The organism is Sphingomonas sp. PP-CE-3A-406, from assembly GCF_003688625.1.
Taxonomy (GTDB): Bacteria; Pseudomonadota; Alphaproteobacteria; order Sphingomonadales; family Sphingomonadaceae; genus Sphingomonas.
Genome location: NZ_RCWY01000003.1, coordinates 333669 through 348843 on the forward strand (window position 1 = coordinate 333669; position 15175 = coordinate 348843).

Consider the following 15175-nt stretch of genomic DNA (forward strand, 5'->3'; position numbering starts at 1 on the left):
CCGGACGTAGTTTTCCAACCCATGGTTCCGGAAGCGGCCGGTCCGCTTTCCTGCCCATTCCGGACATTGGGGGGGCGGAGGAGTTGAGGTGGCATCACACCCCACGAGTGGGGGTCGCGTTCGATTCAGCGGGATGGGCGTTACCGCAACTGGAGACGCGACGGCAACTTCGCCCATACCTAGACGTTCCTGCGGGTAAAACGGAGTCTCGAAAGCCGACATCCGTTCAGCACGATCCTCCCGACCCGGCCACTCCTGATGCAAAAGTCAAAAGTTTTGCATCAGCGGCGTTCAGCATGAGGCCGTAGCGGATATTCGAGGTGCGCGGTAAGCTCGGCTCTCGAGTTGAGGAAACTGGCTATAATGACATTCGTGGCAGCGTTTTTCGGTTTGTGGTCGATGCTCTGGCTTGCACCCAAAACCCCAATTGGTCGGATGCTTTCTCATTGGATGGTCGAATGGCCGGCTGATCGGTTGAGCCGCGTGTCTAGAAGCAACCTCGTCATGCTGGCTGGAGGGCTTCTTCTGGTCAGCGTGCTGCTTTGGTTAGAAGCCGGCGATGCATTGCGCGTGCTGGGTATGGCTGGACCTGAAACACTAGGTTGGGTTCTTACATTCGAAATCAGTAGCTTTGCCGACGTTCTAGCTGTCGCAACTCTCGCTTGGTCAAGCTGGAGTGGAGGGGAAGCAAGGCTGCGTCCTTCCAATGTGATCCGCCGCGTGCGTGCTGGGTGCCGCAGAATGCGCCGCACTCGGTCCACCAAGGCTACCAAAGGGCCTGCTGCTAATGATGACGACCCGTACGTGCTGAGCTGCGCAGCTTAGCAAGCCGGTCTGCACCGCGTCTGATGCAAAACTCACGGACTTCGCATCGGCCAAAGAACGGCAGAAAAGCTGGGTATCCGCCGATGCAAAAATCTGATGCATTTGGCGAGTGCATTCGATGGCGGGTTTCTCGGAGTGCGGCCCCGAAAGCCGCCCGTCTGCTTTCCTTCCCCTTCCGGACATTTGGGTCCGGGAGGAGTTGAGGTGGCATCACACCCCACGAGTGGGGGTCGCGTTCGATTCAGCGGCTTGAGCGTAAACTCAACTCCGCCATAAGAGAGAGAAAACGGGGGAAAGTGTGCGCGATCAAATAATGTTGGTTCTCTGCCTCGCTGCGACCGCGTGCTCTGGGACGAATACCAACCCCATCGAGCCGGGGTTGACGTGGGAAACGTTAAAGGACGGCAGTAAGCTGGCGGTCGGGCCTACCGACAAAAACGCCACTGAAGCGTCCTCACTAATCCGATGCTGGAAGACCTCCGCCGCTTTCGATTGCGTGGCGATCCAAGGTGACGAATGGAAAGACGTCCGGAGAACTCGACCGGCCGATCTGCCAGCTAAGATATGGGGCGGGGCCGTTCCAATAGGCTACGATTGCAGCATCGGCCGTAGGGGGTCGGGCTATCAGGAGCATATTAGCGGGCAACATGGCCAGCTAACTGACCACATCGTTTCAAGCCTTTCAGGTTCGATGGAAGCCTCATGGTCGCAGAGCTTCGTAAGTCGATACTTTGATGCAAATTCAATTAAGCCGGAAACGGTTTGGTACGATTGCCGAGCCCTGACGCAGGTCATCCAGGAAGGTTCAAACGGCACGCTAGGATCAAGTGGCGTCACCCGTGATCTTCTCGACGGTAAATTTCCGTACATTGAGTAGCAGACCTTCGCTGCCATCCGGCAATGCCTGGCATTGCGCCTCGCGATAGGCTCCGGCTAAGCTGCCATCAAAATCAAAGGAAGCCGGGGCGTGGTGAGTAAAAAAAAGACCATCTTTCTGTCTCACATTAGTGAAGAAGGAGAGCTGGGAACGATCTTCAAGGATCGCCTAGAGAAAGATTTCCTCTCGCTGATAGACGTGTTCGTATCATCGGACAGTCGGAGCATTCCGCCAGGGGATGCTTGGCTCAAGGCGGTGGATGACAATCTAGATCGCGCCGCCGCGCTGATCGTGTTGGCGAGTCCCACTTCCGTCGCGAGGCCCTGGATCACTTTTGAAGCAGGAGCTGGATGGGCGAAACGCGTACCGACGATGATAATATGTCATAGCGGAATAAGCCCCGGGGGGCTTCCGTTGCCTCTCGGGCAACTTCAGGCCTTTTCAGCTAGCGACATGAATAGAATATCCGCAATGTACGCGGTCGTCGCCCAAGTTCTTGGAAGCGCCACACCAGAGCCGAATCTTCGATCGTTCGTAGCCAGTATCCAGAATTTTGAACGCAAGTACACCGAAGAGCGAGATGTCCTCGTATCCTTGCGTCAAATAAAGGAGGCTGAACCATACCTTATAAAGCAAATTAGTAATGTACAGGTAGGCCCACCCGTTACTGTTTCTGACGTTCCCGAAAGTTCGTTTCGTAAAATGGAGCAGGCACTAAAGGCATTGCAAAACCGAGGCCTACTTAATTGGAGTTATGCAGTTGTTGGCCTTGCTTTGGCAGTGGATGGAGGAAATGGTGTTACCGGAAGTGGAGGTGGCACCTTCGGCAACCTGACGTTGACCATAACTCCTGCTTTGGCTGCTTTTCTTAAGCGGAGCGAGTTCGAATAAGGAAGACCGATGTGGCAAAGCTACATCGGCAAGGCCATCGCGATAATCGCCGCGACATACGACGAGTCCAAAACCCGCAACGCGATTGAGAACAAACGCGGAACGATATAGCTTGGTGCGCATCCCGATTCGACGTGAGGATGCGTACCCATGGCAACATTACAGAACCCGCGCATGCGGATCCCCCAGCTGGCAAACGAGCAAGGCAGGAGCCTTGCCAGTCTATCTGCGACGATCGGCCGCAATCCGGCCTACCTGCAACAATTCGTCACTCGCGGATCCCCTCGCCGCCTACCCGAAGAGGAACGCCGACATCTGGCGATCGTGCTCAACGTCGACGAGCGCGAGCTTGGCGCGCGCGATCCTTGGTCACCCGTTGGCGCCGATCGTGTCTAAGCCTAACCGGACGACGTTCATCGCCCTGGTCGTGCTGGACGAAGCGATCCAGAGGCTTCGGTATAGTGGACCGCTCAAACCGCCGGAGCACGGCGTTCGCCTAGCGCTCGCGTATCTCTACTCGATCACCTTGACCAAGAACCGGGATTCATTCGACGAGCTATGGCGAACGCTAATGGGGCAAGGCCAAGCGCATAAGGAAAGCTTCCGATCGACATGGGCCGGCACGCAGTTCGCCGGCATCTGTCGCGAGGTTGGCGTCGCGCAGGATATCGATCTTGGTGCTGCCCTCGCGAAAGCAACCAGCGATAGGCCGAGCTAGCCGCCAGCAAGGGCACTATTGCGAAGTATATCGCTGAAGCGTCTGCGCCTCGATGTCGTAGCCCGGCCCGGTTTCGTGGACGCCGTCGGCCGTCAGTCCATTGCTGACCGCGCCAACGCGACCGCCGAGCAAGGCTTCATCATCCTGGAACGCACAGCCGTTCGACGCCGCGAGAGTCACCAGCGCCGACTTCCACTGCGCACGCGTCGCGTCGGCCCCATAGGACGGTGACGTTCCCCCGATCGACGGCCATTCGAGGATGCAATCGCCGGTAAGCTTTGCCTTGGTGATGATCGCCTGCAGGTCGGCGATCGACGTCGCCAGTGGCACGCCCGTGTTGAGGTTGTTGGTCCACAGGTTGATGATCGTCAGGTCGGGAGCGTAAGCGGCGAGCGCGTTCAGCGGCGACCATGCGGCGGTCGCGTCGGCCTGGTATCCGCTGACGACGCCATACACGGCGAAGTTGCTGATCTCGATCCCCGGAACCGCGCTGTCCCACGCGATCATGCCAGCGATCTCGACAAAACCGCCGGACGTGCGGGTGATGCTGATCGGGCTAGAGTCCTTCATTACGAAGGTGATCTCCGAACGGATGATCGCGTTCGTGGCGCTCTGTGCGTTGATGGTGAACGTTTCGAGGCCCTTGGAGACGGTGAAAGCGCCTTCGCCAGGACGCTGCACATAGAAAATCGAGGCGCGATCGACCGGCACGGATGGCTGAAACGTGCCGGGGTTAGTGTTGCCGGTGGCAAGCGAAGCGCCGCCGAGCGACACGACACCACCCGACCAACCTGAAAAACCGCTGCGCCGCGGATCATAGGCGAGGACGTCGGCGATCGACGACATACCGCCGGCGCCGAACCAGCTATTGGTACGCGTTGCGAGACCCTGCTGACCGAGAAGCACGGCAAGACGCGACGGCCGCGAAAAGCCGAAGGCGTTGACCGTGAACTTGGAGCCGGTGCCGGCTCCCGCGCCGAACGTCTTGCTGTCGCCGGGGAAAGCGATCTTGCAGGTCGACACCAGCGCGAGGCGAAGTTTGGCGCGACAGGTTCGCCACTTGGTTAGCGATGCCCCCTGCATGCTCGCCTCGCGTGCGAGTGTAGTGTTCTGCTGCTGCGCTTGCACCGCGAGCCCACGCGCGGCGGGATCGATTTGCGCGGCAACCGGCGTAGCGAGCACGCCGAGCGCAGCGAGCGCGAGGATGACACGCATGATGAGAAAGCGGATCACTGGCGGACTCCATAGCTGAGCGAGCCGGACGAGACGGTTGCCGTGGCGCAATAGACGACGCCAGCAAGGGTCGGGATATCGACGATCTCATTGGCGCTGCCGGTGAAGCTGCCCCAAGTCATCCCGCCGATCGTGAGGGGATTGATGGTCGCACAGGCATCGACCGACGTTCCGACTGCAAAAGTGCCGGCCCAGGTCCCGCGAAGGATTACGCGGATACCGCGGCCTAGCTGAGGAGCGAAGGGGCCTACGACCGTCGTTCCAGTCGTTACCGCACCTGACAATGCCACTGAGGCCGCAGGCGGCAGAGGCCCCGCCGTAGTCGGCAACGGCGTCTGCTGTGTTACGGGAGTGGCGGTATCGCCCTCGGCACCATACGCCAGCCCGCTGAGGCCGACGGTCGTGCCATTGCTTCCGGTCGACCTAATTTTGCCCTGCGCTAGGGCTGAGGTCGGAGCCAACGCGAAGGCGAGCACACCCGCCAATCGAAATATTGATGTCATGGCAATTCCTATTTGGAAAGGTTGTTATCAATGGGGCCAAGCGTCGACCGCGAGGGCGCGACGGGCATCGCAGCGCGCGAGATCGGCGCGAGCATCCCTGAGCGACCATTCAGCGTCTGCGCTGTTGACGGCCCCGTCAGTCTGCCGGCGCAGGGAGGTCGGCTGACAGGGCTTGGTCGCCTCCGCGGGAACGGGCGGGATCACCGGCGAATAGCTCAGCGTCGAGTGCGTCGATCCCCCGCACGCGGTCAGCAGGAAGGCAGGCAGCACGGCCAGCGTCAGTTTGCGCATAGGTCCTCACGGTTTCGGTTGATCGAAGGATGATCGGCTCGCGCGCGGCGAGGCGATCGGCGTAGGTGGTCAGCGCTGCCGCCTGTTGGCTCGCGAACCGCTTCTCGGCATCGAGGCGCAGCTGCTCGGCCTTCGCGATCTCGGCCGTCCACGCCGCGCGTTCCGTGCGCAGCGTGGCGGTGCGATCGGCGAGCGTCGTACGCGTGAAGTGGAGCGCGGCGAGCAGACCTATCATCGGCACCGCCCACCAGAAGCGGCGCAGCAGCGCGCCGGCTGCCGCCCAAGTCACGCTTCGTTGCTCGATACGGCGATGCCGGCGGTCGCGGTCATAAGTACCGGCTTGCCGACGACCGCGCGCCCGACCGGCCAGCGCCGCGCGACACAGCGCGGCTTTTCGAGGCGCATGATGCTGACCCGGTCGCCCTGGTTGCCGCCGAGGACGTGATAGTGGGTCTTGTCCTCGCCGACATAGAAGCCAACGTGCCCGCCACCGGTGCGTTCAAACACGAGGACCGCACCCGGCGCGAGGCGTTCAGGCGCGAGGTTAGCGCCCCAAGTGGCCCACGCCTTTGCGCGAACGGCGATCGGGGCGGGCGTGATGCCATCCTCCGCGACGCACCATGCGACGAACAGGCCGCACCACGGCACGCTGTCCGCGTTGTAGACCATGCCGAGCACCTTCGTGCCGAGCTTCTTCGCCCAGCCGAGGATGGTCGAACTGTTTACCGTACCGGGTGCTTCGCGCGTGCCGATAAGGGACCGGGCGCGGCGAAGCCACGCCGGCTCTGGAGCCGTCGTCATGATGTATCCTTTCGATGACGGGCGATTGTCTCGCCCAAGCGTTGAGGTGTTGCTGGGGCATCTACCCCCCTCGATGTTCCAGCCGGCCCGCCCCGCTGCTCCCATGCTCGGGGCGGGCTGCTACCGTGAAACCGAGATGAAAGTTTCGCGTTGAAACAGCGCCAGGTAACTCCGGAAAGTGACTGGTCGGCCCGCCTTTGGCCTGACCCTGGGCGGGCCGTTACTTAGTAGTCGACCTTTGCGGCCGACAACTGCCCGGCGATCGACTTCGCCAACACGAGGACAAATCGCATGGTGCCGAAGCCAACCCAGCCAGCGCTGGTGCCAGCGACAAGTATGGACCACGCAGGCCACCCGAAGTGGACCGCAGCTGCCCCCGCCATCGACCCGAATGCGGGCATCAGCGAGCACATGACGAAGATGTCCCGCCAACTGATCGGTTTGCCAGCCTCGATCTTCTGCCCGACCCTTAGGATCTGACCGGCAAAGACCGCGAACGCCGCGAGTGCGTATGCCTGCCATTCCTTCATAGCGTTACCACCCCGATACCGATGCCCGTCCCGATCAGGGCGGCAGAAACAAGAAAGCTGGCGGTGCGGCGCTGAGCCGTTGCCGCGAGAACGAAGGACATGCCGGTAATCGAGAGAACCGCCGCGACTGCGTCGGTTGCGACATCGAAGGCGGCCCATGCCGATGGATTGCGCGACACCAACTGTGCCGCGTCTCCGCACGAGCCAAAGGCATAGCCAAGTCCGATCAGCGCAGATCCGACGAACAATAGCGGCGCTGACCACGGGGTCACAATTGCACGCTTAAAATCGATGTGGAGCCGCACCACGGACCGTACAAAATGTCGCGCACTGGCAACGCGCGCCGCCTTGCCGCATCGAAGCAACTTCCCGAACGAGGCTGCCACTGGCAACATCCATTCCGCGGCAGCTATCGCAAAGCGAAGGCCGAACAGCATCATCGCCCAGATAGCGACGACGCTAACAATATGGCCGAGCGGGGTCATCTCGCGACCGCCTGGGCTGCGAAGCTGCTATTTCCGGTCGCAGTCATGAGTCATCCTTCCCTAAAATGGGCGACTAAGATGTTGAAAAGGGGGGTGGATATTTTCCGTATATCGTGTGCTATCCAGCACAGATGGATTTGGAAGAAATAACTGTCGATCGAAGTTCGTTATTGTGAGAACCCCACCGGTTAGCGAACAATTCAACGATCGGCCTTCTCATTGCCAGAAAACAACCGAACCGGACTTAATAAAGGTCTGGGATATTCGATGCATTGGATTGGGCTAGATCACATCCGCGCCCTAGCTGCGCTGCTCGTCTTCAGCTGGCACTTCATGCATGGCCATGACGGCGCACCGATATCATTCGACGGAGCACACATCCTGTCGATCGTCGATGAGGGCCATACCGGCGTCGCACTTTTCATGACGCTCAGCGGGTATCTGTTCGCCAAGCTGCTGGACGGAAAGACGGTCGCTTACCTACCGTTCTTCTGGACCCGGTTTCTACGGCTCGCACCGCTGATGCTGGTCGTCGTAATCGCAGAAGCACTGCGGCTATATTGGATTGGCGCGGACTTGCGGGGATATGCGGTCAACATCGCGAAAAGCCCGCTCACAGGCGCGCTGCCAAACGGTGGCTGGTCCATCATAGTCGAGGCGCATTTCTATTTCTTGCTGCCAGCGCTGCTGTTCGTGCTGCATCGCGATCGTCGGTATTTCCTCGCGGTGCTGCTGACGTTCGTCTCGCTGCGGTTAGCGATTTACGCGGTCGGGTACGATATCCATCGTTATGCCTATGGGACGATCATCGGCCGCATGGACCAGTTCGTGCTTGGCCTAGCGGCGTTCTTCTATCGCGACCTGATCCGCGGTCGGCACATCGCAGCAGTCACGGTCGGTGCTGCGTTCCTGGCGTTCTACTATGCCTTCGATGCGGCTGGCGGGGTGTCGTCGGGCCCGGCTTGGGTATGGGTCATCCTGCCGACCGTAGAGGGTGTTGCGTATGCGTTCCTGATTGCGTGGTACGACCAGAGCTTCCGCCATTCGCACGGCCCTGTCTCGCGCTTCATCGCCAAGATGGGCGACTATTCCTACTCGATCTACCTGCTGCACTATTTCGTAGTGTTCTACGTTTCCGCCTTCATAGCGCGCCACGTCATGGACCTCAGCAACTTCTACGTGGCCTTTGTATGGTCGATCTTGATGTACCTCGCGATGATGCCGATCGGGTATCTCAGCATGCGGTTCATTGAGAATCCGCCACGACGGTTTCGAAAGCGGTATGTTCGGTAATTCGAGACAATACGCACAGTTTTCGCCCGCCTGTCGTTCTCCCTGGTCCGCCGAAGAACCAGATTAGCCAAGCCCATCAAAGCCGCTCAGCTAAAACATAGGCCACAGCGGATCCTGCTGGGATGCTGTCATTTCCTGAAATGGTCACCCGGATAGCCGCGCCATCCAGCCAGTTCCAAGAGATTGACGCATCGGGTGCGTTGGTATTGCCGTCTGGGCACCGCAGCGAAAGGCTCACCTCTAAGTCGTCACGGCTATTTACCAGACCCATCGCAAGGTTGAAGAACGCATCTCCACCGCCGGGGTTTTGCCATTCCGATCGAGAAACCTCGCCGGTCAATCGCTGCCGATAACGGACGGGCGGAATCCCAAATATTCCGGGTTTTGCTGGAGATATTGCCGGGAGGTCATGAAAAACGACAAAATCGCTTGCCGAAACCGCGGATGCGGGATCGGTGCCATGCGTGGCAATAACGGAGCCGGCGGTTCCATACCAGTCAATGCGGCCATCGGAACCACCTACAATATCGAGAGCCGTGATTACTGGCCCATCGCGGTTGATCGCCTGCGCGGCGATCCGCTGCACCTGACTGAAGCTCGCTTCGAACGATCGCTCCGCGCGCTTGGCGGCATCGTCTGCCAGCCCGGCGAACGCGCCGAACTTGCTTCCCATGCTGCCGATCGAGCGATCGACGATGTCCGCCATCTTGACGGCTCGACGCTCGAACCGATCCATCGGGGCTTCGCCCTCGGCCAGGTGCCGGCGGAGCAGTTCGGTAGCAGCGTCGACCTGCAACAAGAGGCGTTCGGTACTGTCAGCCATGTCGCCTCCCTATTCGTCAGGTTGTTTGTGGAACCGCTCGTATGCCTTGACGGCGGTCCAGTATTCGACGGGCGTGGACGCCCAGAACTCTCGCGGTCGCCACCCCAGGGCGGCGACCGCGAACCCCATCAGCCGTCGACGGGGGCTTTCTCCGTCGTCGTCTTCGTCGTCGACGGCTTCAGTTCCCCCGACGCGGTGTATCCGCCGGTGACGACCAGCGAGAGCATCGCGGCGATCGTCTGCAAGGCCCCGTGGAGCCCTTCGGGGCTGTCGTAGATCAGTTGACCCACCCGAACCGCATTCGAGCCCGCAGCGCCTTTGTCGTCGGCGTCACGGCCCCATGCACGGATGCATTCGGTCGCGATCTGCGCGACTTCGCCCATCGAGAGCTTGGCGGCGAGCGCCTGCCGCGCAATGTCGACCGCACCGCGACCGAGCGCCTTTTCGATGGCGTCGACCGCTTCATACGAAGGGCGCAGCCCCATGGCCGTGCCGGCGAGGACAAGGCTGAACTCGCCTCGATCCTCGACCGCCGACCGGCTTGCTTCCACGTCCGACATTACTTGGAGTCTCCCGTTGCAGACGCCGGGGCGGCCAGCACGTCCGCGTACAGCTTGCGAATCGCCGGCACCGCCGCGGGATCCCCGGCGATGACGCGTGCCAGTTCGCCAAGCGAAGGCGCTTCCTTGTCGAGGAACGGCTGCACCGCCCGGGCCGCGCGATCCGGCCCGGCACCAAGGATGGTGTCGAGTTCCTTCACGCCGCAGCCGGTAGCGTTGACCAGCTGCGCATCCAGATCGGACGGGCGGCTGGTCTTGAGGTCGAAGCCTCCGAGCTTGATCATGTGTCGGATCCTTATGCGAGTGCGTCGATGGTGGGGACTTCGGCAAGCGTCAGCGTGACGCCGACCTTCACACTCTCACCCTGGTTGAACGACGTGTCGTCCAGGCCGGTATACATCACGGCCTCGAAGACGATGTCGGCGGTGGCAAACGGCTTCTTGCGGATCTGGTACACTTCCGTCGCGTTGCTCTTGTCGAGCGTTTCCATACGCGTGTAGCCGGTCGGGTCGGGCAGGGACGGGATCATGTCCTGCTTCATCGTCAGCGTCTTGAGACCCGGCTGTTGGGTATCGTACCCATCTCCGAGCCGGTGATCACGACGAAGGACGCCGCGGCCGGCTTGAGATAGATCGACTTGGCGTGGCTCTGGCACTCCGACGCGAGGTCGGGCGCCAGGGCTATCATCGACTTCATCTTGTTGAAGACGATGAACGCCTGTTCCTCGTCGCGGGCAAAGGCGAACCCTTGACCCCCGACGACACTATCCAGCGCCCAGAAGAGGAGCGCCAGGGCGGATAGAAACTCCGATTTCCCGTTTTTACGCGGCACCCATAGCCGCAACCGGCGGAATAGCCGGATCTCTTCGGTCGTCGGTACCCACCCCCCCGTCGCACCACCAACCCGAGCCGCGCTGCCAGCTGGTCGAGTGCCGAACCACCGATCCGCTCGACGGCTTGTTTCGGTCCGTCGTGGCATGGCTTGCAGCTGCTGACCCACCACTCGGAGGCCCAGAACAGCTGCATGTCGCCCATGTGCTGATAGAAGTGATCGACCAGTGTCGCAGCAGTCATCTGTGGCCGCTGCTGTGGCTGAAGCCGATCTATCGCTGGATGCGCCTACCGCCATGATCCGCGAATATGGCAAAGCCGTCGGCGACCTATCTCTGACGGAGCTATGGACGATCCATGATTCGCACGACACCCGATCGCTGCGAGTGCTGCCCTATCTCCAGTGGGAAAGCTACGCGGCAGCGGTTGAGGCCATGCTGTGGTGGCAGGAACGCCCGCGGTACGAAAGCCGGCGCTTCATCACGATGGTCAACCAGCAGCTGCGCGGCATGCGACATGTCGAGCGGGATAGGGCGGCAGCGTGAAGTACGATCCGATCCCACTTCAACAGCCCGCGTCGTCGCCTGAATTGATCGAACTGGCGAAGGCGCTTGCGCGCCTGGCGGTGAAGCGTGACATAGCAGCTGCTCGCAAGGACAGAATCGGTGCGAACCCTCCTATACGCCCGCTACAGTAGCCAGATCCAGAACGCGCGGTCGATCGACGATCAGATCGCGCTGCTACGCGGCCGCGCCGATCGCGAAGGTTGGACGATCGCCGACGTCTATACGGATTACGCAATCAGTGGCGCTGCCGGCGTCGGCGCCGATCAACGGCCAGGGCTGCATGCTATGCTCGCCCGCGTCGAAGCTGGCGGGATTGATCAGGTCTTTACCGAGTCGACCGATCGCATAGCCCGCCACCAGGGCGACGCGTTCTCCGTTCGCGAGCGGCTTCGTTTTGCCGGCTGCCGACTGTTCACACTGCTCGACGGCGAAGTCGACGAACTTACCGGCACGATCAAGAGCTTGATGGACTCGCGCATGCGCGAAGACCTCGCAGCGCGCGTCCGTCGCGGACACCGCGGCGTTGCGACCAGCGGCCGTTCGCCGAGCTCCGTCGCGTTCGGATATCGCAGGGCGCCGAAATTGGACGATCGCGGCGAACTCGTCCGCGGTCTGCGTGGCATTGATGATGACGAGGCGGAGATAGTCCGCCGCATATTTCGCGAATTTGCAGCCGGCCGCAGTGCCATGGCGATATCGCAGGCCTTGAACGTCGACGGCGTATCGCCGCCCCGCGCCGGCTTCTGGCGTGCCAGCACCTTGCTGGGGCAGGGCGCCCTCGGAACCGGAATCCTCCGCAACCGAATTTATATCGGCGAGATGGTGTACGGCCGCACGACGGGCGTCCAGTCACCGACGACTCGCCGGCAGGTTGTCCGCCCCGCGATCGACCCTGTCTCGGTTGGTCAGGTGCCCGAACTCCGCATCGTCGACGACGAGACATGGATCGCCGTCCAGGCGAAGCTCGAGGAAAAGAGCGGCGGTCGACCGGAACGGCATCGCCGCCCGAAACACGTCCTGTCGGGGCTCGGGGTGTGCGGCGTGTGCGGTGGCAACTGGATCATCACCGGCAACAACGGCAAGGCTGGCTCGCGCGTGTGGGGCTGCGCGAAGGCGTTTGAGAAGGCGTGCAGCAACAAGCGCCAGATCACCGGTCACGTCTACGAGGCGCGTGTGCTGGCCGACCTCAAAAGCCAGATGCTCGCTCCCGACGTAGTCGCGGCGTACTTGCGCGAGTATCACATCGAGCATGCGCGGGAGAGCAAGAAGCTCACTCGTGATCGCGATCGGGCCGAACGACAACTAGCCGAGGCCGGCCGTAAGCGGGATCGACTGCTCGCAGCGCTGGCGGACGGAGGATCGAGCTTTCCAGAGGTTCGCGCCGCTATGACTGCTGCTCGTGACGATCACGAGCGCCTCCGCCGGGAACTCGCATCGATGGACGCGCTACCCGTGCTGACATTGCACCCCGGCTTGGCCGACAGCTACCGTCGCGAGATCGAGGATCTGGAACGGCTGCTAGCTGATCCTGAGGCGCATCTTGAAGCGATCCCGCAGATCCGTAGCATGATCGATCGGGTCGTCTTGGTCCCAAAGGTGGACAAGCTTCGCGGCGTCGAGCTCACCGTGGTTCGTCGCATCGACGAAGTGCTCGCCTTCGCAACTCGGGCCCGTGCCGCGTCTTAATGTCAAACGTCGAGTTTGCCCTGACGCTCCTGATCTCGCTTCGCGATTAAACCGGCTTGATATCGCAGCAGGGATACGCCGTGTTCACTCAGTTTACCCATCACAGGGGATGTACGTCCCGGAGCATCAGCGAAAAACTCGTCGGCCCATGGCAATAGGGCGACTCGATCCAGCCTAAACCGCGTAGCGCAGAACAAGCCGCACGCGTCCATTTCAGCTACGTTAGATACCGTGAAATTGTCGAAGCCCCGCAGGAAAACTTGCTTAGTCGTTCCATAGGCTACGTGAACCCACGGGTTTCCTTCCTGATCTGCGCTGGCTCGCTTGATGATACACGGCCGTTTTTTTGGGCCTGGCTTATCGACCTCTTCCACATACGGAAACCGGCACCATACAATGCTGCATGGCGCCGGCAGGGTAGAAAACGGGAAGAAGGTCCAAGCCTGTTTCACGGATATTACCAAGCATCTCCGGATACTTGTGTGAGTTGAAAATCGGGGCCCTGCTGGCTCTCGATGTAGGCCTGCTGGCGCGCGATGAAGTCTTCACTGACCTCGTCACTGTACGCCGGAGTAGGCCGTGCCGCCCGCGTATAAGCAGGCGCTGCCTGCCTTGCCGGGTTACGCATTGTAGCTCCTTTCTAATGAAGCGCTCTTATTGATCATGCCCTGACAGACCTTTCACCGGGGTTAACCGGTAGTACGTGTTGGGGACCATCGCTTCGGCTTGTCCAATTGCATAACGCAGCACCCGCTTCAATGTTGCAATTTCAGCACACACCTAACGAATCCTGCCGTACGCGTACCTGCTATATAGAACGTACACCGCGGCAACCAAGCGTCGTAGTTGAGATAACGTCACGTTAGATTCCGCGAACTCGTCGGCATAATGGCCCGAGACAAGCCGCGACCCGTAGTTGACCAGCGGCAGCACCGGCAGTTGCACCACCTCGTATCGGTCGATCAGGCTGTCGAAGACGCGCAATTCCTGCGCATGGACGACGTCCTCGGCGTCGTGGAGGACGATCGCCTTGGTTCTGGCGTCGTCGCGCGCATCGTCGCGGCGCAGCGCTTTCCAAAGCGTGTTGAGGCAGTCCGCCTTGGTGGTCGGGCCGTCGCGCGGCCCTATGACCAGGCGGATGCGCGGGTCGCGTTCCGCTACCGCCGCGGCTGCGTCGATCGTCGCCCGGTCGTTGGGATAGAGACCGACATAGATGCGGTAGTCGTCATGCTCGTAGCGCTCGACCGCTGCCGACAACATGCCGCCGATTACCGCCACTTCGTCCCATGCGGCGACGAACACCGCGATCCGACCGACGGTGTGCGGCGGCTCCAGTGTGGAAAGTGTCAGGCGCGGGCGACGCCCGTAGAGGATGCGCCTGACGATATAGACAAGGTCGATCAGCAGATCGTCGATGCCGCCGAGCAGCAATCCGACTCCGGCAAACAGCAAGGTTTCGTGCGCGAATGCGTCGACGATCCACAACGACTCGCGCACATCGCACCCCCGGCGCGGAGGGTATAGAAGGTTGTATCCGTTTCGGTCTCAACCTGATCCGAATCGAATGTTTGCCGCGTGCAGGAACGGGAGAACCTTCGCGCACCTTGCGCGTTAACCAGCCGATCCCTTTCCCCCCTTTCGGGATCGGCGCCGAACCGTTATCGGGCCGGCCGCGCCGATGCGTAGCACGCGGCGCGGCCAAACCGGCCTTAAGACGCGCGAATCACACCGAAATTACGGCCGGTCGCGACCGCCGCCACCGGTATTGCTGCCATTGCCCGCACCACCGCCGCCGGCACCCGCTGCGCCGACCGTGCCGATGTTGCCGAACAGATCCTGGAAGAACCCGCGTTCGCGACCCAGCGTCGGCGTCTTCTTGCCGTACGGCTTGATCGAAGCGACCTGATCGAGCCCGCCGCGACGGATCGCGGTGACGGTGCCCTTCTGGTCAAAGCTGATCTGGAGCGTGATCTGCGCGTTCGGGCGCGGATTGCGGAAGGCGAGGTTGCGGCTGTCGCGCGCGAGATAATACCAGTCGCCCTGATCGAACTGGCCGGCGATCGTCGGCTTGCCCAGCGTGGCGAGGACCGACTGGCGGTTGTCGACGCCCGGCTGGACCGAGTTCACGAGGTCCGTGTCGACGACATAGCCCTGGTGCGAGCGCAACTGGGTGCAGCCCGCACTCGCCAGCGCGACGAGGCCGATGGCCGCGACTTGGACGATACGGGTGGAAACGACGCTCATATACTCTCCCGGGGCCATA

The 15175-nt window shown here is 61.2% G+C and carries 21 protein-coding genes; 7 read left to right on the forward strand and 14 right to left on the reverse strand.

Annotated features, from left to right (window positions below; all coding sequences use genetic code 11):
- Nucleotides 1–372: 372 nt before the first annotated feature.
- The 4 genes from C8J44_RS18310 to C8J44_RS13555 all read left to right on the forward strand — a co-directional run bounded on the left by C8J44_RS18310 (nt 373) and on the right by C8J44_RS13555 (nt 3311).
- On the forward strand, nt 373–825 hold the full coding sequence (locus tag C8J44_RS18310; RefSeq protein ID WP_147453203.1) for a hypothetical protein: 453 nt from the start codon (nt 373–375) through the stop codon (nt 823–825).
- A gap of 967 nt (nt 826–1792) precedes the next feature.
- Nucleotides 1793–2593: a toll/interleukin-1 receptor domain-containing protein gene (locus C8J44_RS13550; RefSeq protein WP_183128782.1), complete on the forward strand. Its 801-nt coding sequence runs from the start codon at nt 1793–1795 to the stop codon at nt 2591–2593.
- 174 nt (nt 2594–2767) lie between these two features.
- A complete protein-coding gene (locus C8J44_RS18315; protein ID WP_183128783.1) occupies nt 2768–2989 on the forward strand; it encodes a hypothetical protein in 222 nt (73 codons plus the stop codon).
- The gene (locus tag C8J44_RS13555) at nt 2982–3311 is read left to right on the forward strand and encodes a hypothetical protein (protein WP_147453205.1); all 330 of its coding nucleotides are present in this window, start codon (nt 2982–2984) and stop codon (nt 3309–3311) included. The genes C8J44_RS18315 and C8J44_RS13555 overlap by 8 nt, the downstream gene beginning before the upstream one ends.
- Nucleotides 3312–3326: 15 nt before the next feature.
- Here C8J44_RS13555 and C8J44_RS13560 read toward each other — a convergent pair whose 3' ends face one another.
- The 6 genes from C8J44_RS13560 to C8J44_RS13580 form a co-directional block, all read right to left on the reverse strand.
- Entirely contained in the window at nt 3327–4544 is a 1218-nt protein-coding gene (locus C8J44_RS13560) for an SGNH/GDSL hydrolase family protein (RefSeq protein ID WP_121904944.1), read from the reverse strand.
- Nucleotides 4541–4666 carry a hypothetical protein gene (locus C8J44_RS18790; RefSeq protein ID WP_259466865.1) on the reverse strand — a complete coding sequence of 42 codons (126 nt, stop codon included), beginning with the start codon at nt 4664–4666 and terminating at the stop codon, nt 4541–4543. The genes C8J44_RS13560 and C8J44_RS18790 overlap by 4 nt, the downstream gene beginning before the upstream one ends.
- A 517-nt stretch (nt 4667–5183) precedes the next feature.
- Nucleotides 5184–5627 carry a hypothetical protein gene (locus C8J44_RS13565; RefSeq protein WP_121904945.1) on the reverse strand — a complete coding sequence of 148 codons (444 nt, stop codon included), beginning with the start codon at nt 5625–5627 and terminating at the stop codon, nt 5184–5186.
- Nucleotides 5624–6139 (reverse strand): TIGR02594 family protein, encoded by a 516-nt coding sequence (locus C8J44_RS13570; protein ID WP_183128784.1) that lies wholly within the window; start codon nt 6137–6139, stop codon nt 5624–5626. The genes C8J44_RS13565 and C8J44_RS13570 overlap by 4 nt, the downstream gene beginning before the upstream one ends.
- A gap of 224 nt (nt 6140–6363) precedes the next feature.
- A complete protein-coding gene (locus tag C8J44_RS13575) occupies nt 6364–6669 on the reverse strand; it encodes a hypothetical protein (RefSeq protein ID WP_121904947.1) in 306 nt (101 codons plus the stop codon).
- Nucleotides 6666–7154: a hypothetical protein gene (locus C8J44_RS13580; protein ID WP_121904948.1), complete on the reverse strand. Its 489-nt coding sequence runs from the start codon at nt 7152–7154 to the stop codon at nt 6666–6668. The genes C8J44_RS13575 and C8J44_RS13580 overlap by 4 nt, the downstream gene beginning before the upstream one ends.
- A 267-nt stretch (nt 7155–7421) precedes the next feature.
- Between C8J44_RS13580 and C8J44_RS13585 the strand changes: the two genes are divergently transcribed.
- The gene (locus C8J44_RS13585; RefSeq protein ID WP_121904949.1) at nt 7422–8447 is read left to right on the forward strand and encodes an acyltransferase; all 1026 of its coding nucleotides are present in this window, start codon (nt 7422–7424) and stop codon (nt 8445–8447) included.
- Between the two features lie 76 nt (nt 8448–8523).
- On the opposite strand, the gene C8J44_RS13590 is transcribed toward C8J44_RS13585, so the two are convergent.
- The 6 genes from C8J44_RS13590 to C8J44_RS18625 are packed head-to-tail and all read right to left on the reverse strand — an operon-like array spanning nt 8524 to nt 10661.
- Nucleotides 8524–9270, reverse strand: coding sequence for a hypothetical protein (locus C8J44_RS13590; protein ID WP_121904950.1), 747 nt, complete (start codon nt 9268–9270; stop codon nt 8524–8526).
- 9 nt (nt 9271–9279) lie between these two features.
- Nucleotides 9280–9399: a phage tail assembly chaperone gene (locus C8J44_RS18940; RefSeq protein WP_121904951.1), complete on the reverse strand. Its 120-nt coding sequence runs from the start codon at nt 9397–9399 to the stop codon at nt 9280–9282.
- Nucleotides 9399–9830 (reverse strand): GTA-gp10 family protein, encoded by a 432-nt coding sequence (locus C8J44_RS13600; protein WP_121904952.1) that lies wholly within the window; start codon nt 9828–9830, stop codon nt 9399–9401. The genes C8J44_RS18940 and C8J44_RS13600 overlap by 1 nt, the downstream gene beginning before the upstream one ends.
- Nucleotides 9830–10114, reverse strand: a complete 285-nt coding sequence (locus C8J44_RS13605) for a hypothetical protein (RefSeq protein WP_121904953.1) — start codon at nt 10112–10114, stop codon at nt 9830–9832. The genes C8J44_RS13600 and C8J44_RS13605 overlap by 1 nt, the downstream gene beginning before the upstream one ends.
- A gap of 11 nt (nt 10115–10125) precedes the next feature.
- A complete protein-coding gene (locus C8J44_RS13610) occupies nt 10126–10359 on the reverse strand; it encodes a hypothetical protein (protein WP_147453206.1) in 234 nt (77 codons plus the stop codon).
- Between the two features lie 14 nt (nt 10360–10373).
- Nucleotides 10374–10661: a hypothetical protein gene (locus C8J44_RS18625; protein ID WP_220683117.1), complete on the reverse strand. Its 288-nt coding sequence runs from the start codon at nt 10659–10661 to the stop codon at nt 10374–10376.
- Nucleotides 10662–10917: 256 nt separating this feature from the next.
- Between C8J44_RS18625 and C8J44_RS13620 the strand changes: the two genes are divergently transcribed.
- Nucleotides 10918–11205 (forward strand): hypothetical protein, encoded by a 288-nt coding sequence (locus C8J44_RS13620; RefSeq protein ID WP_121904955.1) that lies wholly within the window; start codon nt 10918–10920, stop codon nt 11203–11205.
- 120 nt (nt 11206–11325) lie between these two features.
- Nucleotides 11326–12912, forward strand: a complete 1587-nt coding sequence (locus tag C8J44_RS13625; RefSeq protein WP_121904956.1) for a recombinase family protein — start codon at nt 11326–11328, stop codon at nt 12910–12912.
- Between the two features lie 780 nt (nt 12913–13692).
- On the opposite strand, the gene C8J44_RS13630 is transcribed toward C8J44_RS13625, so the two are convergent.
- Nucleotides 13693–14409: a glycosyltransferase gene (locus C8J44_RS13630; protein WP_259466866.1), complete on the reverse strand. Its 717-nt coding sequence runs from the start codon at nt 14407–14409 to the stop codon at nt 13693–13695.
- A 237-nt stretch (nt 14410–14646) separates the two neighbouring features.
- Nucleotides 14647–15156, reverse strand: a complete 510-nt coding sequence (locus tag C8J44_RS13635) for an outer membrane protein assembly factor BamE (protein WP_121885801.1) — start codon at nt 15154–15156, stop codon at nt 14647–14649.
- Nucleotides 15157–15175 lie beyond the last annotated feature (19 nt).

Excerpts from the sequence above, each read along its gene's own strand:
- C8J44_RS18315 (WP_183128783.1), top strand. The coding sequence starts at position 2,768 with ATGCGGATCCCCCAGCTGGCAAACGAGCAAGGCAGGAGCCTTGCCAGT.
- C8J44_RS18790 (WP_259466865.1), bottom strand. The coding sequence starts at position 4,666 with ATGACTTGGGGCAGCTTCACCGGCAGCGCCAATGAGATCGTCGATATC.
- C8J44_RS13570 (WP_183128784.1), bottom strand. The coding sequence starts at position 6,139 with ATGACGACGGCTCCAGAGCCGGCGTGGCTTCGCCGCGCCCGGTCCCTT.
- C8J44_RS13575 (WP_121904947.1), bottom strand. The coding sequence starts at position 6,669 with ATGAAGGAATGGCAGGCATACGCACTCGCGGCGTTCGCGGTCTTTGCC.
- C8J44_RS13580 (WP_121904948.1), bottom strand. The coding sequence starts at position 7,154 with ATGACCCCGCTCGGCCATATTGTTAGCGTCGTCGCTATCTGGGCGATG.
- C8J44_RS13585 (WP_121904949.1), top strand. The coding sequence starts at position 7,422 with ATGCATTGGATTGGGCTAGATCACATCCGCGCCCTAGCTGCGCTGCTC.
- C8J44_RS13590 (WP_121904950.1), bottom strand. The coding sequence starts at position 9,270 with ATGGCTGACAGTACCGAACGCCTCTTGTTGCAGGTCGACGCTGCTACC.
- C8J44_RS18940 (WP_121904951.1), bottom strand. The coding sequence starts at position 9,399 with ATGGGGTTCGCGGTCGCCGCCCTGGGGTGGCGACCGCGAGAGTTCTGG.
- C8J44_RS13600 (WP_121904952.1), bottom strand. The coding sequence starts at position 9,830 with ATGTCGGACGTGGAAGCAAGCCGGTCGGCGGTCGAGGATCGAGGCGAG.
- C8J44_RS13605 (WP_121904953.1), bottom strand. The coding sequence starts at position 10,114 with ATGATCAAGCTCGGAGGCTTCGACCTCAAGACCAGCCGCCCGTCCGAT.
- C8J44_RS13610 (WP_147453206.1), bottom strand. The coding sequence starts at position 10,359 with ATGATCCCGTCCCTGCCCGACCCGACCGGCTACACGCGTATGGAAACG.
- C8J44_RS13635 (WP_121885801.1), bottom strand. The coding sequence starts at position 15,156 with ATGAGCGTCGTTTCCACCCGTATCGTCCAAGTCGCGGCCATCGGCCTC.